The sequence below is a fragment of the Nitrospirillum pindoramense genome (assembly GCF_007827955.1).
GTDB lineage: Bacteria > Pseudomonadota > Alphaproteobacteria > Azospirillales > Azospirillaceae > Nitrospirillum > Nitrospirillum amazonense_B.
Genome location: NZ_VITR01000019.1, coordinates 96934 through 116202 on the forward strand (window position 1 = coordinate 96934; position 19269 = coordinate 116202).

A 19269-nucleotide genomic window follows, 5' to 3' on the forward strand; every position below is an offset into this window, starting at 1 on the left:
ACAGTCATCGTGCGGCCTCGAAATGTATCCCGTTAGGATGCAGGTTGGGGTTATGGAACGGGTCGTGCTGATAGAAATTGGGGTGCATATCGTAAAGGCGCCGGCGATCTCGCACCAGCCGCTCCCGCTTTTCTTCGCTCATGTGGTCCACGCCACGACTGACGGATTCATGGTGGATCAGCCGCACGGCCTGACACATCACGTTATAATACCCCGCCTCGTGCAAACGCATGCAGATGTCGATGTCGTTATAGGCGATGGGCAGGCTCACATCGAAGCCACCGACAGCTTGGAACTTCCGCCGCTCGACCATCAGGCAGGCGCCGGTGACAGCTAGCCAATTGTATTCCAGAAGATTACGCAGGAAATAGCCGTGGGCGTCTGGATCCGCGCGCCAAAAGGCGTGGCCCGGCCCATCTTGCAGATTGAGCACGCCGGCATGTTGCGTCTCGCGCCCGCCGGGATACAGCAGCTTGGCCCCCACGGCGCCCACATGATCCAACTGGGCGTAGCCGGTCATACGCTCGATCCAGTCGGTCGTCACCACTTCGGTGTCGTCATTCAGGAACAACAACACATCACCCGTGGCGGATTCGGCACCCAGGTTGTTTAATTCCGAGTAGTTGAAGGGGAAGTCATGGCGGATGACCTTGACCCCCGGCCAGTTACGGATGCGGTTCAGATAGGCCAGCGACGGCGGTTCCTTCGTTCCATTGTCCAGGACAACGATCTCATATTTGTCGTAGCTGGATTTGGCGCGGATACTGTCGATGCACGCGGCCAGGACCCGCCAATTGTCGCGCGTGGGAATGATGATGGAAACGGTCGGCGTGCCCCTCACATTGTACCGCACGCGATAATACCCCGGCACCTGAGGCAGAGGTTCCAGGGTGCCATCCAGACCGCGACGGTGAAGGGCCTCAGCGCGCAGCCGCTCGGATGTGGCGATGACATAGGGCTTGGCGTTCAGGTCCGCGGCGACGGATTGCGGAATGATGCGCCAATGGTAAAGCACCTTGGGCACATGACGGATAAGGGGTGTCCTTTCCGCGATCCGCAACACCATGTCCCAGTCTTGGCAGCCATCATATTCCGACCTGAGCCCCCCCAGATCCTGCAGCAAAGACCGGCGCACGCAACTGACATGGCACGTGTACATGGTGCTCATTATTGTGTCGGGCGACCAATCGGGCTTGAAGAAAGGTTGGGTGAAACACCCATCTTCCGTAATCTTGTCCTCGTCGCTGTAGATGAAATCCGGATTGTCACGATCAATGCACAGCGCCAATTCGTAAAGGCAGTCGACCGTCAACTCATCGTCGTGGTCCAGGAAGACGATGAAATCGCCTGTTGCCGCTGCCAGGCCCGCATTGGTGGCTCCAGCGATGCCCCTGTTCTCCTTCAGACGCAGCACGGTGACACGCGGGTCACGCACACCATCCAGCACGGCCCCCGTGGCGGGATCGGTTCCCGCATCGTCGACCAAAACCAGCTGCCAATGGGGATACCACTGCGCTGAGACGGAGCGCAGTGCCGCGTCCAGGATAGCGGGCGGTGTGTTGTAGACGGGCACGACAATGGAAAAGGTGGGCGGCCTGGACAGGGCCGCGATCGATGCCGCCAAGTCGATGGGAGGACGGGGAGCGCGATAGACGTAACCGTCGGGCCCCCGCCCGGCGACCGGCATAACATCGACACCAGGCGGCGATATCGGTACCGAGAGCATGCCGGGGACAACGCCATTCATCAGCCAGAACTTGACGCCCCCCACGCCATGATCGCGGTGGATGCGCAGAGGATCCACAGCCATCGCCAGGACCCCATAATTGCGGGCGGTGCGCGCCAAGGTGCGCAACGCGACCTTGGCCTGACGGGCGCGACGGGACGCCCAACGCAAAGGAGATGTCAATCGCCAGCTGTGCGATTTATGGATCAGCGCCAACTCCTGGCGCAGGACACTCCTGTCTGCGTCGGATGCCTGCAATTGATATGTGCGCTCATCCACCAACTGATTGAGACGCTCAATGTTGAGATCACGATCCGCCAGCTCGCGGACAAGTTCCGCAATGCGCTCGTCCCGCTTATCCAATGTGAGCGCTTGGCCGCCCCCCTTCGGGGAGGCTGGCATTTCTGTCAAGGCCATCGTGACTACCAACAAATTATTCCAAATATATCTCAGCCGATCCGCCAAATCAGACAATTACTTCAATGAACCGGATAGACAAAGAAGCCCCAGTCAAAATATAGAGAACAGGCATTTCTGTCAATAAACCCCACCAGTTATTCAGCTTTCCCCATGACAGCGGAAAGAGGTTCGCCGCCAAAGCGCTCCGCTACCGCGGCCCAGCCTTGGCGCCCCGCCGTGACAGTATCATCCGCCAATGACAATATTCGGTCGGCCTGCCGGTCCGGATCGAGGCAGGCGGCGTGCAGCGCCTCGCCCAGGGCCTGCAGCCGCTTAAGACCCGCGCTGCCCGCCGTTGAAATCAGATCGTGGGCTTCAGCGCGTAACCCGTCCAGGTCGCCCCGTGCCCGTAAAGCCGCCACCCGGCCCAGCCGTTCATCGCCATGCGCCACCAGACTGGCAATCAGGCTGCGGAATTGATCACGGCCGGCGATCGCCTCCAGACGCCGCAGGACGCTCTCGTCCAGCACCGGGGTGGATGCCAGGGGATCAACCGCCGCCGGGGCGGGTTCGTGAGGCGAGGTGCTGGTCCAGCGCGCCACCGCCGCCAGGAATTTCCCCTGATCGAAGGGCTTGGCAACAACGTCGTCCATGCCCGCCTCAAGGTATTCTTCCCGCATGCCCGCCATGGCATTGGCTGTCAGGGCGATGATGGGCACCCGCTCCGCGTGTCTGGCCCGGATCAGGCGGGTGGCCTCCAGCCCATCCATACGCGGCATTTGCACATCCATCAGGATCAGGTCGAAGTCAGCGCCCGGCGCCGTGGCCACGCGCACGCCTTCTTCCCCATCCTCCGCCAGGGTGACGTCGTACCCTTCCTTGCGCAGCATCAGCAGGGCGACCTGCTGGTTGATTTGGTTGTCCTCGACCAACAGCACACGGCGGCCCGTGTTCCCCCCCACAGCGGCCGGCGCCATCTGGCCACCCTCCGCCCCCTCGCCGGGGCCGCCGCTCGCCACCTGGCTCAGGAACAGGCGGCTCAGGACGTCCAGCAAGGTCTGGCGCCGCACCGGCTTGGCCAGAACGGCGGCGAAGACGTCGACATCCGCGTCGCCCCGGTCGATCACCCCGAAGGAGGAGATAAGGACCAGCTTGGTCTCGGCAAAACGGCTGTCACTCCGGATGCGCTGACCCAGAATGTCACCCCGCCCGTCCGCCATGGCGAAATCCAGCAACACCAGGTCCGGCGGTTGGCCTTCGGCCCAGCTCCGCTCCAGCGCCTCAAGGGCGGATGTGGCCCCATCGGCCAAGCTGACCACCAGGCCCAGGTCACCCAGGGCACGTTTCAGGATTTTCTGGTGCAGGGGAATGTCGTCGACCACCAGCACCCGCAAGCCCTTGATGCCGCCCGCCAGGGTATGCCGGTCCACCAGCGTGGCGGCCACCGGGCGTAGGGGAACGATGAACCAGAAGGTGCTGCCCTTACCGGGATCACTGTCCACCCCGATGTCGCCCCCCATCAGTTCCACCAACTGGCGACAGATGGACAAGCCCAGGCCGGTGCCCCCGAAACGGCGGGTGATGGAGCTGTCCGCCTGGTTGAACTTCTGGAACAGGCGGTCGCGCTGCTCCGGCGGAATGCCGATGCCGGTATCGCTGACGGCGATGCGCAGACGGCATCGGCCATCGGCATCGGCGACCGCGCTGGGGACGGCCGCGCCGGGTTCCAGGCCGATCTCGATGGCGACGGAACCGCGACTGGTGAACTTGATGGCGTTGGCGACCAAATTTGTGAGGATCTGGCGCACGCGGGTGGGATCGCCACGATAGGCGCCGTGGGCCGCGTCCTCGACGTAGCAGACCAGGTCCAGCCCTTTTTCCGCCGCCTTGGGCGACAGCAGCATGGCGACGCCATCGGCCAGTTCATCCATGGAAAAGTCGATCTCTTCCAGCTCGACCTTGCCGGCCTCAAGCTTGGAGACGTCCAGGATGTCATTGAGGATGGACAGCAGCATCTCGCCACTGTCGTGAATGGCGGAAGCCAGCATCCGTTGCTCGCCATCCAGCTTGGTGTCCAGGATCAACTGCGCCATGCCCAGCACCCCGTTCATGGGCGTGCGGATCTCGTGGCTCATGTTGGCCAGGAATTCGGATTTGGCGCGGCTGGCCGCCTCGGCCGCCAGGCGGGCGTGGTCGCGCTGTTCCGCCAAGGTCGCCATTTCCAGCGCCTGGACCTGGAGCGCTGCCTCGGCGCGGCGGCGTTCCGCCACCTCGACCTCAAGCCTGGCGACGGTGGCCGTCCGTTCCTCCAGCAGGAGCTGCTTTTCATGGAAGCTGAGTTGCTTGCCCAGCGCCCCGCCCAGGGCCTTGGCCATCATCTGAAGCAGGGCCACGTCCTCGGACGAGAAGGCGTTGGGCTCCGTGCCCATGACCTTCAGCACCCCGACGGCGCGTCCCGCCTCGAACAACGGCGCGCACACCATGGAGCGGACACCCACGGTACGGCAGGCGGCCCGGTCCACGCGGTCATCGGTTTCACTGTCCGCGCACATCAGGACCCTGGCGGTCTCGACGCAATAGCCGGAGAGGCTGCCCTTGCGTTTCAGGCGCACACCGACGAACTGGGACACGGCACCGCTGGCGGCGCGATAGACCATGTCCTCGCCTTCTGCCAGCTCGACCACGGCGCCCTTGGCCCCCGTGAGGCGCTGCAGCCGGTCCACCACCGTCTGCATGAAGGCACCCAGGTCCAATTCGGAATCGGCCAGCAGGGACTGGGTCAGCACGACCTCGCCCAGGCGCTCCACCTGATGCTCCAGCGCGCGGATACGATCCGTCTCAGACACCGACCGGGTCACACCTGCCTCTTTCACGCTCAAGCCGTCGCACCTAGCCATATCCCAATGGCCACTATACGTAAGCCGCGATCGGTGGGCATCGTCGGAATTGGGACTTCAGGATTATCTTTGGCAGTAAACGTTGTACGATGTCGCCAATAAACCGGTGACAATGCAAGGCGCGCCAAGCCTCGTTCATGCATCCTTAACCTTGCCGCTATATCGCTACTTTCAGTGGAAACACCCTCTGTCCCGCAAAGGCTAGCCAGAAGGTACCCAATGAATATCAGCAAGACCGTCCTGTCCGGTATCGGCGGCGTCGCCGCCCTGGCCGTCGCCTTGTCCGGCATCATCGCCTTCGTGGCCGCCCGCGATCTCGCGGCCCAGGCCACCGCGGAACGCAGCCTGGCCGCGTATGGCCAAACCTTGAAGCTGGGCGCCCTGCTGGCATCGGAGCGCAGCGCCTGGAACGCCGCCTTCAGCGCCGAGGGGGCCGCCGACACCAACGCCACCAGCGCGCAAGGCAAGGCCATGGCGGCCACGGACGCCGCCCTGGCGGAGGCGCGCACCAGCACAGCGGCGGCGCACCTGGACCTTGCCAGCCTGGCGCAGGCGGAAAAACTGCTGGCCGACACGCGCTCGGGCGCCAAGGCCGCCACGGCCCAGGCCAAAGCCGACCGGCCCGCCGACGCGGCCGGCCGCATGCAGGATGGCATCGCCGCCACCGCCAGCGCCGTCGACCACGCCGCCGACCTGGCCTTCCGCCGCACCGCCGCGGCATCGGCCGACCTGACCGTCCCCTTGCAGATCGCCGCCATGGCGCAGGACCTGCGCGCCGCCGCCGGTACCCGTTCCGCCATTCTCAGCCTGTTCCAATCGGGGCAGGCGCTGGATGCGAAGCGCCTTCACACCGCCACGCAGCTGACCGGCCAGGTCGCCACCTTGTGGCGCCTGCAAAAGCAGGCCGTGGCCAACCTCGGCAGCCCCGCCAAGCTGGCCGAGGCGCTGACGACCGAGGAAAATACCCTGATGAAGGAGGGGGAGCCGCGCTACCAGGCCATCCTGGAGGCGGCACGCACCGGCGGTCCCAGCCCCATGGACAACGCCGCCTGGCGGGCCTGGACCAGCCCCATGCTGGACAACGCGCTGATCCTGCGCGACCGGGCGCTGGAAACCGCCCGGGACATGAATGAGGAGGCCTTGGGCGACGCGCGCCTGCAACTGTTGCTGGGCTGTCTGACGCTGGCCTTCGTGGCCGCCATCACCGCCCTGGTGGCCTGGGTGCTGCGCCGGCGCGTGACCCTGCCCATCAAGGACCTGACCCAGGCCATCACCCGCCTGGCGGAGGATGATCTGGATGTGCACATCGCCGCGCCCCGTGTGCAGGATGAGGTGGGCGCCATGGCCACCGCGTTGACCGTGCTGCGGGACAACGCCGCCAGGGCCCGCGCCACCGAGCGCGACGCCGCCGCTGCCCGGCAGGCGGCGCTGGATCGCGCCCTGGCGGTGGATGGCCTGTGCCGCACCTTCGACAGCCGCGCCAGCGCCGGCCTGAACGCCGTGGAGGAAGCGGCCGGCCACCTGGCCGCCACTTCCGCCGCCATGACGGAAACGGCGCAGCAATCCAGCCGGCAGGCGTCCACCGTCGCCAGCGCCGCCCAGACCGCCTCCAACGGCATCAACACCGTGGCCGCGGCGGCGGAGGAACTGTCCGCCTCCATCGCCGAGATCAGCCGCCAGATGGCGCAGTCCACCACCATCGCCAACGATGCCATGGCCAAGGCGGAGGAGACGGACCACGCCATCGCCGTGCTGGCCGCCGCCAGCGCCAAGATCGGGGAGATCGTGGGCCTGATCACCGCCATCGCCAGCCAGACCAACCTGCTGGCGCTGAACGCCACCATCGAGGCCGCGCGGGCCGGCGACGCGGGCAAGGGCTTCGCCGTGGTGGCGTCCGAGGTGAAGCATCTGGCCAACCAGACGGCGCAGGCGACCGAGGATATCACGCGTCAAATCAACGAGATCCAGACGGTGACGCGCAGCGCCGTGGACGGCGTCCGCGCCATTTCCGATGTCATCCACACCATGGGCGGCATCACCTCCGGCATCGCGGCGGCGGTGGAGGAGCAAGGGGCCGCCACGCGGGAAATCGCCCGCAACGTGCAGGAAGTGGCCGCATCCACCCACCAGATCACCGCCAGCATCGATGAGGTGCGCGAGGCGGTGGAGCAGTCGACCACCGTGGCCGGTGACCTGCGCCAGGCGGCCACGTCCATGACCGACAGGGCGGAGCGGCTGAAGAGCGACGTGGCTGGCTTCCTGGGCGGGGTGCGCGCCGCCTGATCTGGTCAAGCGGTGCGTCCGGCCTTACAAGGGTTTCCCGAAACGACGGGGAAGCCCATGGCGCTGACGCACCGCCCACTGACACCGGACGACCTGGACCTGGTGTGCCGGCACCGGTCCGCCATGTTCCGCGACTCCGGCCGGCCCGAAGCCGCCATCGCGGCCATGGAGGCACCCTTCCGCACGTGGCTGGCACCCCGCTTGGCCGATGGGCGTTACTTCGGGTTCGCCTTGACCGATGCCGATGGCGCGGTCGTTGCCGGAATCGGCCTGATGGAGGTCGACTGGCCGCCCCATCCGTCGCATGCCGAGGAGGCGCGGCGGGGCTATGTCCTGAACGTCTATGTCGAGCCCGGCCACCGGCGCCAAGGCTTGGCCCGCAGGCTGATGGCCTTGGCGGAGTCGGCGTTCCGTGAGCGCGGCATCGCCTACGCCGTCCTGCATGCGACAGCCGCCGGCCGGCCCTTGTATGAGCAGGCGGGATGGGCCCCGACCACGGAAATGGCCAAGGCCCTGACCGGACTTCCCTAACCGCGCGCCAGGCCCAGGCCTTCATCGATCCAGCCCGTCAGGCCGCCGATCATCTCCTTCACCGGGCGCCCCAGGCGCGCCAGCTTCAGCGCCGCCTTGGTGGAGCCGTTGCAGTGCGGGCCGGCGCAGTAGACGACGAACAGCGTGTCCGCCGGGTAGTCCGCCAACCGCGCCTCGGTCAACTGCCGGGTCGGGATGTTGACGGCACCCGGCACATGGCCCGCGGCGAACAGGGCCGGGGTGCGGACGTCCAGCAGTACGAAGTCCCTGGTCTCCTGGGTCGTGGCGTACCAGACGTCGGCGCAGTCGGTTTCAAACGCCAGTTTCGCGGCGAAATGCGCCACGGCGTCGTCCGGCGCGGCGGCGGGCGTCTTGGCGACAACGGAGGGGCCGGCGGAAGTGAGAGCGGGGTCGGCCATGGCGGGATCTCCTGTCAAACGGTGGCGATGGCCCTTTGTCCCCCATGCGGCGCCCGACCGCCAGGGGCCCCCCCGCCAAAAGGCGGGCGGTTCCGGCCAACGTCCTGCTGATATGTCCTGCTGACAGGGGCTGTCATCGACCCGCGCTAAGGTTCCCCCTCAACGACAACCGCCGACAGGAAGGCACATCCCATGGCCCGGCCCAATTACATCGAACTGCCCACCCGCGACCTGGCCGCGTCGCAGACCTTTTATGAAAAGGCCTTCGGCTGGTCCCTGACCGGCTTCGGTCCCAGCTACGCCTGCACCATGACCGGCGACGTGGACATCGGCCTGCAGGCCGATGCGGCGGAGGCGACCAAGGCGCCGCTGACGGTCATCCAGGTGGACGCGCTGGAGGAGGCACTGGCCGCCGTCACCGTCGCGGGCGGCACCATCGTCCGCCCCATCTTCAGCTTTCCCGGCGGCCGCCGCTTCCACTTCACCGACCCCTCGGGCAACGAGTTGGCGGTGATGCAGCCGGAAGCCCATCAGGACTGACCAACGCATCGTACGCAGGGCTGGGACGGCACAGTCCTGCGTCACACAGTGGCAGTCCTGCCTTAAAATGCCCTCATCGCGGGTGGGTCCTGGTCATCTTGGGGACCGCCCGGATGGGAGGTTTCCGTGGTTCATGCCCATTCCCTGCCCGGCTTGGCCCTGCTGTTGCTGATCCTGGGGGCCCTGTTCACCTTGGGCTTCGGCGTCGTGCTGTTTCATGTGCCGGGGGAGCCCGCCGTGCGGCGCGCCATCCTGCCCTATTACTGCGCGGTGCCTGTCGTCCTGTTCGGCGCCGCGCTGCTGCTGAACGTGGGCCTGGCCCAGGGCTGGCCCGGATTATTGTTGATGAGCGGCGTCGCGGCCGTAGCCCTGGCCACGTCCCGAGTCTGCAACCACTGCGGCATCGCCGCCCAGCCCCGCAGCCTGATCCCACCCAAACACTGCGCCCATTGCGGCCATGCGTACAGCGACGCGGGGGACGCCCGGTGAGTCCGGCCTGGACCGTCATCGGCGGCATCCTTCTGGGCCTGGCCGTGGCACCGCTGGCCGCCGCCATAGCCTGGTGCCATCTGGTTCCCGGCAACCCCGTGCGGCGCAACCGGACCTATCACTGGCTTTATGCCGGCATCGCGCTAGCCGTCTTTCTTTACGCCTGGGCGTGCTGGGGCTGGACGCAGGCTTGGCCTTTGGCCCTGGCCGCGCCCTTCATGATCGGCGGGGCCTTGACGGGATTCCGGTTGTGCCCCGCCTGCGGCATCGTCAGTGGCCGCGTCGTCCGGCATTGTCCGCAGTGCGACGCCGCTATAAGGGCACCGGGCGGTGAGGGCACGCCACCATAGCCATTCCGCCAATAGGCGGGCATTTCCGGCCAAGCCGCCACCAGCCCCTGGCGCCCCTGGGGCGCTGGTGTTTTCATGGCATCCATGACTCTGCACCGCCCCACCCCAGCCGCCCCGACACCCCCGCGCAATCGCGCCGTGGCCGTGCTGGCCTATGACGGGCTGTGCACCTTCGAGTTCGGGGTGGCGGTGGAGGTGTTCGGCCTGCCCCGGCCGGAGATGGCGGACTGGTATCAATTCCGCGTCTGCGCGGCCGAGCCCGGCCCCCTGCGCGCCGTGGGCGGCATCCAGGTGCTGGCGGACGGCGATGTGCGCGACCTGGCCGCCGCCGGCACCATCATCATTCCCGGCTGGCGCGGCAAGGACGCGCCGGTGCCGCCGGCCCTGCTGGATGCCCTGCGCCAGGCGCACGCGGGCGGGGCGCGGCTGGTGTCCATCTGCTCCGGCGTTTTCGTCCTGGCGGCGGCCGGCGTGCTGGCGGGCAAGCGCGCCACCACCCACTGGCGCTATGCCCAAACCCTGGCGGAGCGGTTCCCCGACATCCGCGTGGAACCCGACGTGCTGTACGTGGACGAGGGGTCGGTGCTGACCTCCGCCGGCAGCGCCGCCGGCCTGGACCTGTGTTTACACATCGTGCGCCGGGACCACGGCGCCCGCATCGCCAACCAGGTGGCCCGCCGCCTGGTCATCCCGCCCCACCGCGACGGCGGCCAGGCGCAGTTCGTGGAGGCACCCCTGGCCGATGAGGCCGCCCCCCTGTCCGCGCTGTTCGACTGGATCCGCCGCAACCTGGACCAGGATTTGACCCTGGCCCGCCTGGCGTCCCAGGCGCGCATGAGCGAGCGCAGCCTGGTGCGCCGCTTCCGCGAGGCCGCCGGCACCAGCCCCAAGGACTGGATCCTGACCGAGCGGCTGGGCCGCGCCCGCACCCTGCTGGAGGCCACCTCCCTGTCGCTGGAGCAAGTGGCGGCGGAGTGCGGGTTCGGCGGGGCCGATATCCTGCGCCACCATTTCCGCGCCCGCCTGCGCACCAGCCCCACGGCCTATCGCACCCGCTTCGCCGACGCCGCCGAATAGCCGCCTACCACGGGTCTGTCCACCCGCTGCGGAACGCCCTAAAGACTCCCGCCGTGGGCGTTGACGGCGCTCAGGACGGCAGCGACATCCTCCGCCACCGTCTGATGGCCACCGCCCACGACCAGCGTCGCCTTGGCCGTGCCGCCCGGCGGGATTTCCGTGGGCAGGGGCGGGCGCACCAGTGACACCGAGGACCCGCGCACCCAGAGGGGCGACCCGTCAGGCCGGGTCAGCCGCGCGAAATCCGCCCCCAGGCCCAGGCGGAGCAGCAGGGCGTCTGGCGCCTCCGCCGTCGTCACCGCCTCCCCCAGGCCGGCCAGCATGGTGCCGCCGGGTCCGCCCGTCAGCGTGCCGATATTCCCGGCGTCGATGTGGATGGTAATGCCTGCGGATGTCCTGATCTCGGCCATGGCCTGTCCTCCCCTCATGGTTTCCCCAGCCAAACCCGGCGCCGACGGGCGGCATAGACGCGCATTGGGAGGTCCCCCATTCGGCCCCATCCAGGCCCCATTCCACCTGCCCCACAAACCGGTTGCGCCCGCCAGAGGCGAACCCTTAGAGTGCCCGCCATATGACAAGGTTGTCATATGCCCCGCCGGGCCCGTCCGGCGGCAATAAAATCGAGGGAGTATCCGTCCATGCCCCGCGCCCCCCTTCGCCGCCTTGCCGCCGGCGCCGCCCTTTGCGCCCTTGCCGCCGGTGGCGCGCTGGTTTCCCCCGCGCATGCCCAGATCCCGCTGGAAGCCGAAATGTCGGCGCGGGCCACCGCCGCCGCCGTGCCCCCCACCCCGTCGGTGCCGGGCCCCTGGATGGATGCCAAGCTGTCGCCGGATGAGCGCGCGCGCCTGCTGGAAAGCCAACTGACGCTGGATGAGCGCATCGGCATGCTGCACGGCATCATGGCCCTGCCCTACAAGATCGACCACCTGCCGGACGGGGTGGTCTGGTCCGCCGGCTACATCCCCGGCGTGCCGCGCCTGGGCATCCCGGCCCTGCGCGAGACGGACGCCAGCCTGGGCGTCACCACCCCCCACCGCCTGCGCCCCGATGGCGCCACCGGGCTGCCCGCCGGCCTGGCCATCGCCGCGACATGGAGCCCGGAGCTGGCCTACCAGGGTGGCGCCATGGTGGGCGACGAGGCGGCGCGCAAGGGCTTCAACGTCCTGCTGGGCGGCGGCGTGAACCTGACGCGCGAGCCCCGCAACGGCCGCAACTTCGAATATCTGGGGGAGGACCCGCTGCTGGCCGGCACGCTGGCGGGCCAGGCCATCCGCGGCACCCAGGACCAGCACATCGTGGCGACGGTGAAGCACTTCGCCATCAACAGCCAGGAATCCAGCCGCCGCGCCGTGAACGCGGTGATCGACGAGGCGTCGCTGCGCGAAAGCGACCTGCTGGCCTTCCAGTTCGCCATCGAGGCGGGCAAGCCCGGCTCCGTCATGTGTTCCTACAACCGCGTCAACGGCCCCTGGGCCTGCGATAACGATTTCCTGCTGAACAAGGTGCTGAAGGGCGACTGGGCCTATCCGGGCTGGGTCATGTCCGATTGGGGCGCCACCCCGGCGCTGAGCGCCGCCATGAACGGCCTGGACCAGCAGTCGGGTGAGCAGATCGACAAGGAGGTGTTCTTCGACAAGCCGCTGAAGGCGGCGGTCGAGGCCGGGCAGATTCCGGCGGCCCGCGTATCGGACATGGTGCGGCGCATCCTGCGCTCCCTGTTCGCCACCGGGGTGTTCGACGTGAAGGCCCCCACCGGGCCCATCGACTTCCAGGGCCACGCCGACCTGACCCGCACGGTGGCGGAGCGCGGCATCGTGCTGCTGAAGAACAAGGGCGGCGTCCTGCCCCTCGCCAAAGGCAAGCGCATCGCCGTCATCGGCGGGCTGGCCGACGCCGGCGTGCTGTCGGGCGGCGGGTCGTCCCAGGTGCTGGCGGCCGACGGGCCCAACCATGATTACAAGAACGGCGCCTTCATCCACATCGGCGGCACCGGGGAACTGGTCCACATCTCCGACGCCGTCTACCAGCCCGACGCGCCCCTGAAGGCCATCGAGGACAAGGCCGGCAAGGACGCCGTGTTCTTCGCCGACGGCCGCTACGTCAGCGAAAGCGTGGCCGCCGCCAAGCAGGCGGACGTGGTCCTCGTCTTCGCCACGCAATGGAACATCGAGGGGCAGGACGTGCCGGACCTGACCCTGCCCCAGGGCCAGGACGCGGTGATCGCCGCCGTGGCCGCCGCCAACCCCAACACCATCGTCGTGCTGGAAACCGGTGGCCCCGTGGTCATGCCCTGGCTGGACAAGGTGGCCGGCGTGGTGGAGGCCTGGTACCCCGGCATCCGGGGCGGCCAGGCCATCGCCAACATCCTGTTCGGCGACGTCAACCCCTCGGGCCACCTGCCCATCACCTTCCCCCGGGATGAAAGCCAGTTGCCCAGCCCGGAGCTGGCCGGCTTTTACGAGCGCGACCGCACCAAGCTGATCGACGCCCATTATCCGGAGAAGGCGGACGTCGGCTACCGCTGGTACGCGGCCAAGGGCCTGACGCCCCTGTTCCCCTTCGGCTATGGCCTCAGCTACACCACCTTCGCGCAAGGTGGGCTGAAGGCCGCCGCCGGCGCCCATGCCGGGGAGGCGATGAAGATCAGCTTCACCGTCACCAACACCGGCGCCCGCCCCGGACAGGACGTGGGGCAGGTCTATCTGGTGTCGGGCCCGCAGGGGAAGCGCACCCGCCTGCTGGGCTTCGGCCGCGTGGACCTGAAACCGGGCGAGCGCAAGACGGTCAGCGTCACCGTCGACCCGCGCCTGCTGGCCGATTTCGACGCCCAGGCCCATGAGTGGAAGGTGGCGGCCGGCAGCTACACCGTGGCCCTGGGCAGCGACGCCCTGACCCTGGGCGAGACGCAGACCGTGACACTGAAGGCCCAAACCCTGAAGCCGTGATCCTGAAGCTGCTGTGACTCTTGGCCTGGCAAGCGCCCTCTCGGCGCTTGCCAGGGGGCTTGCGGACGGCCGACACTGGCGGGAAACAACCGCCTGGGAGGGCCGCCCGCATGATCACCGCCACCGCCGAAACCGACATCTTCGACTACATCGTCGTGGGCGCGGGCTCGGCCGGGTGCGTACTGGCCAACCGGCTGTCGGCCGATCCCACCGTGCGCGTGGCCCTGGTGGAGGCCGGGGGCAAGGACGACTGGCTCTGGTTCCACATCCCCGTCGGCTATCTCTTCGCCATCGGCAATCCCCGCGCCGACTGGATGTTCAAGACCGAGGCGGTGCCGGGCCTGAACGGCCGCAGCCTAGCCTATCCGCGCGGCAAGGTGCTGGGCGGCTGCTCGGCCATCAACGCCATGATCTACATGCGCGGCCAGGCCGCCGACTATGACGGCTGGCGCCAGATGGGGCTGCCGGGCTGGGGCTGGGACGATGTGCTGCCCACCTTCCTGGCGCAGGAGGACCATGTGGCGGGCGCCAGCCCTTTTCACGGCGCCGGGGGCGAATGGCATGTGGACCATCCCCGCATCCGCTGGGCCCTGCTGGACGCCTTTATCGACGCCGCCGGTCAGTGCGGCATCCCCCGCACCGAGGATTTCAACCAAGGCGACAACGAGGGCTGCGGCTATTTCCAGGTGAACCAGAAGGGTGGCCGGCGGTGGAGTGCCGCCCGCGCCTTCCTCGACCCCGTGCGCCACCGCCCCAACCTGACCGTCATCACCAGCACCCTGGCGGAGCGCCTGACCATCGATGGCACGCGCGTCCGCGGCGTGCGCCTGCGCATCCCGCACGGCCCCCGCACCCTGGCGGCGCGGCGGGAAGTGGTGGTGGCCACCGGCGCCGTGGCGACGCCGGCCCTGTTGGAACGCTCCGGCATCGGCGCCGGCGCGCGGGTGCGCGACCTGGGTGTCGCGGTCATCGCCGACCGGCCGGGGGTGGGGGAGAATTTGCAGGATCACCTGCAACTGCGCCCCATCTTCAAGGTGACGGGCGTGCCCACCCTGAACCTGCTGTACAAGTCCCTGCCCCGCCGGGCGTGGATGGCGCTGGACTATGCCCTGCGCCGGCGCGGGCCGCTGACCATGGCGCCGTCGCAACTGGGCGCCTTCACCCGCAGCGGGCCGGAATACGCCACCCCCAACCTGCAATTCCACATCCAGCCCCTGTCGCTGGACAAGTTCGGCGATACCCTGCACCCCTTCGGCGCCTTCACCGCCAGCGTCTGCAACCTGCGCCCCACCAGCCGGGGCAGCATTCACGCCCGTGGCCCCGACCCGGCCGACGCCCCGGTCATCCAGCCCAACTACCTGGCGACGGAGGAGGACAGGCGGGTGGCGGCGGACAGCCTGCGCCTGGCCCGCCGCATCGCCCAGGCCCCGGCGCTGGCCGCCTTCCAGCCGGAGGAATACAAGCCCGGCGCCCATCTGCGCAGCGACGCCGACATCGCGCAGGCCGCCGGCGACGTGGGCACCACCATCTTCCACCCCGTGGGCACCGCCCGCATGGGCACCGAAGACGACCCGCACGCCGTCACCGACGCCCGCCTGCGCGTCATCGGCGTGCAGGGCCTGCGCGTGGCCGACGCCTCCGTCATGCCGCGCATCACCTCGGGCAACACCGCCGCCCCCACCATGATGATCGCGGAGCGAGCGGCGGCGATGATGGTGGAGGACGCGCGGTAGCTTGGGCCGGTGTCCCTATGCCCCTGCCTTCGCGTAGGCGTTCAGGATCGCCGCGATGAGGCCCGGGAAGCGCTGATCCACCTCGGAACAGCGCGAATGGTTGCGCATCTCCACGCCATGCCGCTCACACCGGATCAGGCCGGCCTCGCGCAGCACCTTGATGTGGTGGGACAGCGATGATTTGGGGATGACCCGGTCACCCACCGCCGCGAACGCGGAGCATGCCTGCACACAGCCCATACCCGCGATCTGGGTGAAGATCGCCGCCCGCACCGGATCGGACAGGGCGTGGAGGATCGCTTCCGGTCGTACGTCGTCAAGCGCGGGGTGAAAAAGGGGCCTCATGACTTTTTTAATATGTGGGGGGTTGTTGGCCGGTTCAATAGTTCCGATATTCCGAACTATGGGACAAAGCCGGCATCCTGCGGCTGACCCCAGTTCGGCCCCCAATTCAAAGGAATGGAAAACATGGGAAAGCTTACCGATAAGGTCGCCGTGGTGACGGGCGCGTCCAAGGGCATCGGCGCCGGCATCGCCAAGGCGCTGGCGGCGGAAGGCGCCGCCGTGGTGGTCAATTATGCATCGAGCAAGGCCGGCGCGGACGCGGTGGTCCAGGCGATCACGGCGGCGGGCGGCAAGGCCATCGCCGTGCAGGGCGACGTCACCAAGGCGGACCAGGCGCAGGGCCTGATCGACGCGGCGGTCAAGGAATTCGGCCGCCTGGACATCCTGGTCAACAACTCCGGCGTTTATGAATTCGCCGCCATCGGGGAGGTGACCGAGGCCCACTACCGCCGCATCTTCGACGTGAACGTACTGGGCCTGCTGCTGACCACCCAGGCGGCCGCGAAGCACCTGGGCGAAGGGGGCAGCATCATCAACATCTCCTCCGCCGTCACCAGCCTGTTCGTGCCGAACTCGGCCGTCTATACCGGGACCAAGGGCGCGGTGGACGCCATCACCGGCGTGCTGGCCAATGAGTTGGGCCCGCGCAAGATCCGGGTCAACGCCATCAATCCGGGCATCGTCGAGACCGAGGGCACGCAAACCGCCGGGTTCGTCGGCTCCGACTTCGAGCAAGGCATCGTGGCGCAGACCCCGCTGGGCCGCACGGGCCAGCCGGACGACATCGCGGCCGTGGCCGTCTTCCTCGCCTCCGACGACGCCCGCTGGCTGACCGGCGAACGCCTGACCGCCAGCGGCGGCCTGCGCTGAACGGCATGCCCCGTCTCGTGCGCTCCCCTTCACGGGGGAGCGCATCAACAACACTGTGGGCTGACCCATAACCATAAAGCGAGAAAGGCGGGCGAGGCCGGCCGCCAAAGTTCGGGCAAGATTGCTGCATGTCCTGAACCAAGCCTCACCCAATTGATGCGAAAGCCGACTGTCCTGACGCCGTAGATCGAGAAAGCCGCGTCTGTCCGCTTTGCGCCCCATCTCCGTCATTAAGCGCGAGCGACGCCTATCGCCCGCCTGCCATACTTATTACGGTTGGGCCAGCGCCCGACGCGCGCGAATTTACTTTCTACATACCACCTAGTACGCGATATTGTGGGAGAGGTAGGCGGCTAGACAGTTCAAGGTTGCGTTGGCAGGATGTCATCTTTCACATTCGAACTGATTGCAGGAGGCACGGGGTCTTTCGATGTGATCTTCATCCATGGGCTCTCGGGGGATCCGAAGGGGACATGGACCTGCGCAACCGCAACCAATCACGCCGATGCGTATTGGCCCCAATGGATCGCGCAGGATGTGGGGATGGCGAACGTATACGCACTCGGATATCCGGCAGAGCTTTTCGCCAAATGGATCGAAGAGAGCATGTCGCTCTACGAACGCGCGAAAGCTGTACTTGAACATCTCGCCGGGCTGGATTTCGGGTCGCGCCCCATCGCTGTGATCGCGCATAGCCTCGGCGGTCTTCTGGCTAAGCAAATCATCCGCACTGGCTCGGAATCCGAAGACTCCGACTGGCAGAAAATTGCCAAAAGCATCAAATTCGTCGCGTTTTTGGCCACACCCCATTCCGGTTCGAGCCTCGCGTCGGCGCTTGGCTTCGTCGCGACCAAATTCATTTCGAAACACATCGAGACGTTGAAAGCGGGCAACCCGCAGCTAGACGAACTCAACCAATCCTACCGCATGTTAGCTGGCAAGCAGGGAATTGCGACTACCGCTTACTATGAAACGCTCAAGACTAAGGGCGCGCACGTCGTCACAAAAGAGAGCGCGGATCCCGGCGTTAGCGGTGTCAACCCAATACCCATCGACGCGGACCACGTGACGATATGTAAGCCTGTCGATCGCAACGCGCCGATTTATCGCAGCGTTCTTCGCCATATCAAGAAATTCGCAGGTGGCTGCCAGCAACCGGCCGGCTTGGCCGCAGGGAAGGAGCCCGGCGCTTTCTTTGCCGCCGAGGACTATAGTACCAAGTCCACGGATCGACGTGACCTGCTTGAGAAGCTTGCCGCTGCGAATCGCGAACACGAATATCGCATAGCCAATGAGGCGCAGAACAAGTTCGCACAATCCTATATGAAGCTTGGCCTACACGCGGCAGCCAGGGAAGCGAACGACAATCTTCTTAGTGAAGTGCAGCAGCGTTTCGAGACGCATGTCTACCTAGCACAGATATGCAAGGGCGCTTCGGACAAAGCGATATCAAACGCAATTCAGATGGAAGTAGTTGACGCTCTGGTTGCCAAATATGGGAGCAGTCATAAGCTGCGCGCCCGAACCGTCATTGAGGCCATGTATTTCCTCACCGAACAGTGCCATCTGCGATGGGACCCAGAATGAACCTGCGCCTATGGTACCCGCAACTTGACGTTTATGACACAGTCAGGCGTATGCTCGGCCTGCTGATAGCTTGGCCTGACCAGGATCTAACCTTGGAGCGGCTTTATATCTCGGACTTTTATTTAGCCAATCCGCCGCTACTGCATAAAACGCATATGCCATTGGAGATCCGCAAGGAATTCCATGCATTGTCAATCGTGAAACCTGAGAAGGGATTCCTGAGCTTTCCCTCACCCCAGATGCTTTTCGCCAAGATGGAGCCGGTGCAAAAGGAAGCGCTACGCACCCTGGTCGGCAAGGGTTTCGTAGCCGTTAACGCGCTTAGAGCCGGTAAGGTGGTCGCTGACGAAAAGCTCGCCCAAGTTGGTGATATGGTCGTCATGAGCTCGGACGAACACCGCGTTGTCAGCTTTCTGACGAGAGCCTTTGCGGGCATCGGCGCAGGTGTGCCTGGGGATCTACGCCTTGCCACGGGTTTGCGGAGACCCGGCACATGAGCTTCAGCCTTCTCACTCTCAAACGCCTGTGCATCTTTTCGCATGCTCGCCCAGTCTACGATGAGCAATTCCATCAGGGCGTGAACATCATTCGTGGCGATAATGGCTCGGGCAAGTCAACAATTGCCGATTTCATCTTTTACGTACTTGGCGGCGAATTCGACGAGTGGAAGGACAAGGCCAGTCTCTGCACCGAAGTCCGTGCGGAAGTCGCGACTACCTCGGGGCCCTTGACACTGCGCCGACTAATTGGAACCAAGCAGGAACCAATCACCGTATTTTTTGGCCCGATGGCAGGCGCGATCAACAGCCCAATCGAAGGCTGGGAGCGTTATCCAATCCGGCGCAATACCGACAAGCAACTCGGCTTCTCACAAGTACTGTTCCGGGCCTGCGGCATTCCTGAGGCACCGACAATCGAAGGCGGCAACGTCACAGCACATCAGATCCTGCGCTTGTTATATTCTGACCAGCGCACGCCCGCGCTGGGCTGCTGCCGGCTTGGATGACACCGGGATAAGCTCGATTAAGCTACCCCAGCGTTTCGTTCGAAGTCGACCGGGCTGAGGTAGCCCAGGGTC

Annotated in this window: 17 protein-coding genes; 12 read left to right on the forward strand and 5 right to left on the reverse strand. The window is 66.4% G+C overall.

The genetic code is table 11. From position 1 onward, the window contains the following. Positions 1 to 4: 4 nt before the first annotated feature. Both FBZ90_RS24795 and FBZ90_RS24800 read right to left on the reverse strand, forming a co-directional pair. On the reverse strand, positions 5 to 2143 hold the full coding sequence (locus FBZ90_RS24795) for a glycosyltransferase family 2 protein (protein WP_145735897.1): 2139 nt from the start codon (positions 2141 to 2143) through the stop codon (positions 5 to 7). 137 nt (positions 2144 to 2280) lie between these two features. Further along, positions 2281 to 4971, reverse strand: coding sequence for a response regulator (locus FBZ90_RS24800; RefSeq protein WP_186456030.1), 2691 nt, complete (start codon positions 4969 to 4971; stop codon positions 2281 to 2283). A gap of 270 nt (positions 4972 to 5241) precedes the next feature. On the opposite strand from FBZ90_RS24800, the gene FBZ90_RS24805 reads away from it, so the two are divergent. Both FBZ90_RS24805 and FBZ90_RS24810 read left to right on the forward strand, forming a co-directional pair. After that, positions 5242 to 7305 (forward strand): methyl-accepting chemotaxis protein, encoded by a 2064-nt coding sequence (locus FBZ90_RS24805; protein WP_145735901.1) that lies wholly within the window; start codon positions 5242 to 5244, stop codon positions 7303 to 7305. A gap of 57 nt (positions 7306 to 7362) precedes the next feature. Beyond that, positions 7363 to 7836, forward strand: coding sequence for a GNAT family N-acetyltransferase (locus tag FBZ90_RS24810; protein ID WP_145735903.1), 474 nt, complete (start codon positions 7363 to 7365; stop codon positions 7834 to 7836). Here FBZ90_RS24810 and FBZ90_RS24815 read toward each other — a convergent pair. Further along, positions 7833 to 8255: a rhodanese-like domain-containing protein gene (locus FBZ90_RS24815; RefSeq protein ID WP_145735904.1), complete on the reverse strand. Its 423-nt coding sequence runs from the start codon at positions 8253 to 8255 to the stop codon at positions 7833 to 7835. The two genes, FBZ90_RS24810 and FBZ90_RS24815, sit on opposite strands and share 4 nt — an antisense overlap. Positions 8256 to 8447: 192 nt before the next feature. Here FBZ90_RS24815 and FBZ90_RS24820 point away from each other — a divergent pair, with 192 nt between their 5' ends. From FBZ90_RS24820 to ftrA, 4 genes are all read left to right on the forward strand, one after another. Then, positions 8448 to 8795 (forward strand): VOC family protein, encoded by a 348-nt coding sequence (locus FBZ90_RS24820; RefSeq protein ID WP_145735906.1) that lies wholly within the window; start codon positions 8448 to 8450, stop codon positions 8793 to 8795. Between the two features lie 126 nt (positions 8796 to 8921). After that, positions 8922 to 9284, forward strand: coding sequence for a hypothetical protein (locus FBZ90_RS24825; protein WP_145735908.1), 363 nt, complete (start codon positions 8922 to 8924; stop codon positions 9282 to 9284). Then, the gene (locus FBZ90_RS24830) at positions 9281 to 9634 is read left to right on the forward strand and encodes a hypothetical protein (protein WP_145735909.1); all 354 of its coding nucleotides are present in this window, start codon (positions 9281 to 9283) and stop codon (positions 9632 to 9634) included. The genes FBZ90_RS24825 and FBZ90_RS24830 overlap by 4 nt, the downstream gene beginning before the upstream one ends. A gap of 75 nt (positions 9635 to 9709) precedes the next feature. Beyond that, on the forward strand, positions 9710 to 10711 hold the full coding sequence (gene ftrA / locus FBZ90_RS24835) for a transcriptional regulator FtrA (RefSeq protein ID WP_338121760.1): 1002 nt from the start codon (positions 9710 to 9712) through the stop codon (positions 10709 to 10711). A 38-nt stretch (positions 10712 to 10749) separates the two neighbouring features. Here ftrA and FBZ90_RS24840 read toward each other — a convergent pair whose 3' ends face one another. After that, positions 10750 to 11121 carry a hypothetical protein gene (locus FBZ90_RS24840; protein ID WP_145735911.1) on the reverse strand — a complete coding sequence of 124 codons (372 nt, stop codon included), beginning with the start codon at positions 11119 to 11121 and terminating at the stop codon, positions 10750 to 10752. 228 nt (positions 11122 to 11349) lie between these two features. On the opposite strand from FBZ90_RS24840, the gene FBZ90_RS24845 reads away from it, so the two are divergent. Both FBZ90_RS24845 and FBZ90_RS24850 read left to right on the forward strand, forming a co-directional pair. Continuing rightward, positions 11350 to 13656 carry a beta-glucosidase family protein gene (locus FBZ90_RS24845; protein ID WP_186456031.1) on the forward strand — a complete coding sequence of 769 codons (2307 nt, stop codon included), beginning with the start codon at positions 11350 to 11352 and terminating at the stop codon, positions 13654 to 13656. Positions 13657 to 13766: 110 nt separating this feature from the next. Next, positions 13767 to 15389: a GMC family oxidoreductase gene (locus tag FBZ90_RS24850; RefSeq protein ID WP_145735912.1), complete on the forward strand. Its 1623-nt coding sequence runs from the start codon at positions 13767 to 13769 to the stop codon at positions 15387 to 15389. A gap of 15 nt (positions 15390 to 15404) precedes the next feature. Here the strand turns inward: FBZ90_RS24850 and FBZ90_RS24855 are convergent, their stop codons facing one another. Further along, positions 15405 to 15734 (reverse strand): ArsR/SmtB family transcription factor, encoded by a 330-nt coding sequence (locus tag FBZ90_RS24855; protein ID WP_145735914.1) that lies wholly within the window; start codon positions 15732 to 15734, stop codon positions 15405 to 15407. Positions 15735 to 15857: 123 nt separating this feature from the next. Between FBZ90_RS24855 and FBZ90_RS24860 the strand changes: the two genes are divergently transcribed. The 4 genes from FBZ90_RS24860 to FBZ90_RS24875 all read left to right on the forward strand — a co-directional run bounded on the left by FBZ90_RS24860 (position 15858) and on the right by FBZ90_RS24875 (position 19197). Continuing rightward, entirely contained in the window at positions 15858 to 16604 is a 747-nt protein-coding gene (locus FBZ90_RS24860; protein WP_145735916.1) for a glucose 1-dehydrogenase, read from the forward strand. Positions 16605 to 16985: 381 nt separating this feature from the next. Further along, on the forward strand, positions 16986 to 18191 hold the full coding sequence (locus FBZ90_RS24865) for an ABC-three component system protein (protein ID WP_145735917.1): 1206 nt from the start codon (positions 16986 to 16988) through the stop codon (positions 18189 to 18191). Further along, positions 18188 to 18688 (forward strand): ABC-three component system middle component 5, encoded by a 501-nt coding sequence (locus FBZ90_RS24870; protein ID WP_145735919.1) that lies wholly within the window; start codon positions 18188 to 18190, stop codon positions 18686 to 18688. Before FBZ90_RS24865 ends, FBZ90_RS24870 begins: the two co-directional genes overlap by 4 nt. Further along, the gene (locus FBZ90_RS24875) at positions 18685 to 19197 is read left to right on the forward strand and encodes an ATP-binding protein (RefSeq protein WP_145735921.1); all 513 of its coding nucleotides are present in this window, start codon (positions 18685 to 18687) and stop codon (positions 19195 to 19197) included. Before FBZ90_RS24870 ends, FBZ90_RS24875 begins: the two co-directional genes overlap by 4 nt. The last annotated feature ends 72 nt before the right edge of the window (positions 19198 to 19269 follow it).

Excerpts from the sequence above, each read along its gene's own strand:
- FBZ90_RS24840 (WP_145735911.1), bottom strand. The coding sequence starts at position 11,121 with ATGGCCGAGATCAGGACATCCGCAGGCATTACCATCCACATCGACGCC.
- FBZ90_RS24820 (WP_145735906.1), top strand. The coding sequence starts at position 8,448 with ATGGCCCGGCCCAATTACATCGAACTGCCCACCCGCGACCTGGCCGCG.
- FBZ90_RS24865 (WP_145735917.1), top strand. The coding sequence starts at position 16,986 with ATGTCATCTTTCACATTCGAACTGATTGCAGGAGGCACGGGGTCTTTC.
- FBZ90_RS24860 (WP_145735916.1), top strand. The coding sequence starts at position 15,858 with ATGGGAAAGCTTACCGATAAGGTCGCCGTGGTGACGGGCGCGTCCAAG.
- FBZ90_RS24805 (WP_145735901.1), top strand. The coding sequence starts at position 5,242 with ATGAATATCAGCAAGACCGTCCTGTCCGGTATCGGCGGCGTCGCCGCC.
- FBZ90_RS24850 (WP_145735912.1), top strand. The coding sequence starts at position 13,767 with ATGATCACCGCCACCGCCGAAACCGACATCTTCGACTACATCGTCGTG.
- FBZ90_RS24815 (WP_145735904.1), bottom strand. The coding sequence starts at position 8,255 with ATGGCCGACCCCGCTCTCACTTCCGCCGGCCCCTCCGTTGTCGCCAAG.
- FBZ90_RS24810 (WP_145735903.1), top strand. The coding sequence starts at position 7,363 with ATGGCGCTGACGCACCGCCCACTGACACCGGACGACCTGGACCTGGTG.
- FBZ90_RS24855 (WP_145735914.1), bottom strand. The coding sequence starts at position 15,734 with ATGAGGCCCCTTTTTCACCCCGCGCTTGACGACGTACGACCGGAAGCG.
- FBZ90_RS24870 (WP_145735919.1), top strand. The coding sequence starts at position 18,188 with ATGAACCTGCGCCTATGGTACCCGCAACTTGACGTTTATGACACAGTC.
- FBZ90_RS24875 (WP_145735921.1), top strand. The coding sequence starts at position 18,685 with ATGAGCTTCAGCCTTCTCACTCTCAAACGCCTGTGCATCTTTTCGCAT.
- ftrA (WP_338121760.1), top strand. The coding sequence starts at position 9,710 with ATGGCATCCATGACTCTGCACCGCCCCACCCCAGCCGCCCCGACACCC.
- FBZ90_RS24795 (WP_145735897.1), bottom strand. The coding sequence starts at position 2,143 with ATGGCCTTGACAGAAATGCCAGCCTCCCCGAAGGGGGGCGGCCAAGCG.
- FBZ90_RS24845 (WP_186456031.1), top strand. The coding sequence starts at position 11,350 with ATGCCCCGCGCCCCCCTTCGCCGCCTTGCCGCCGGCGCCGCCCTTTGC.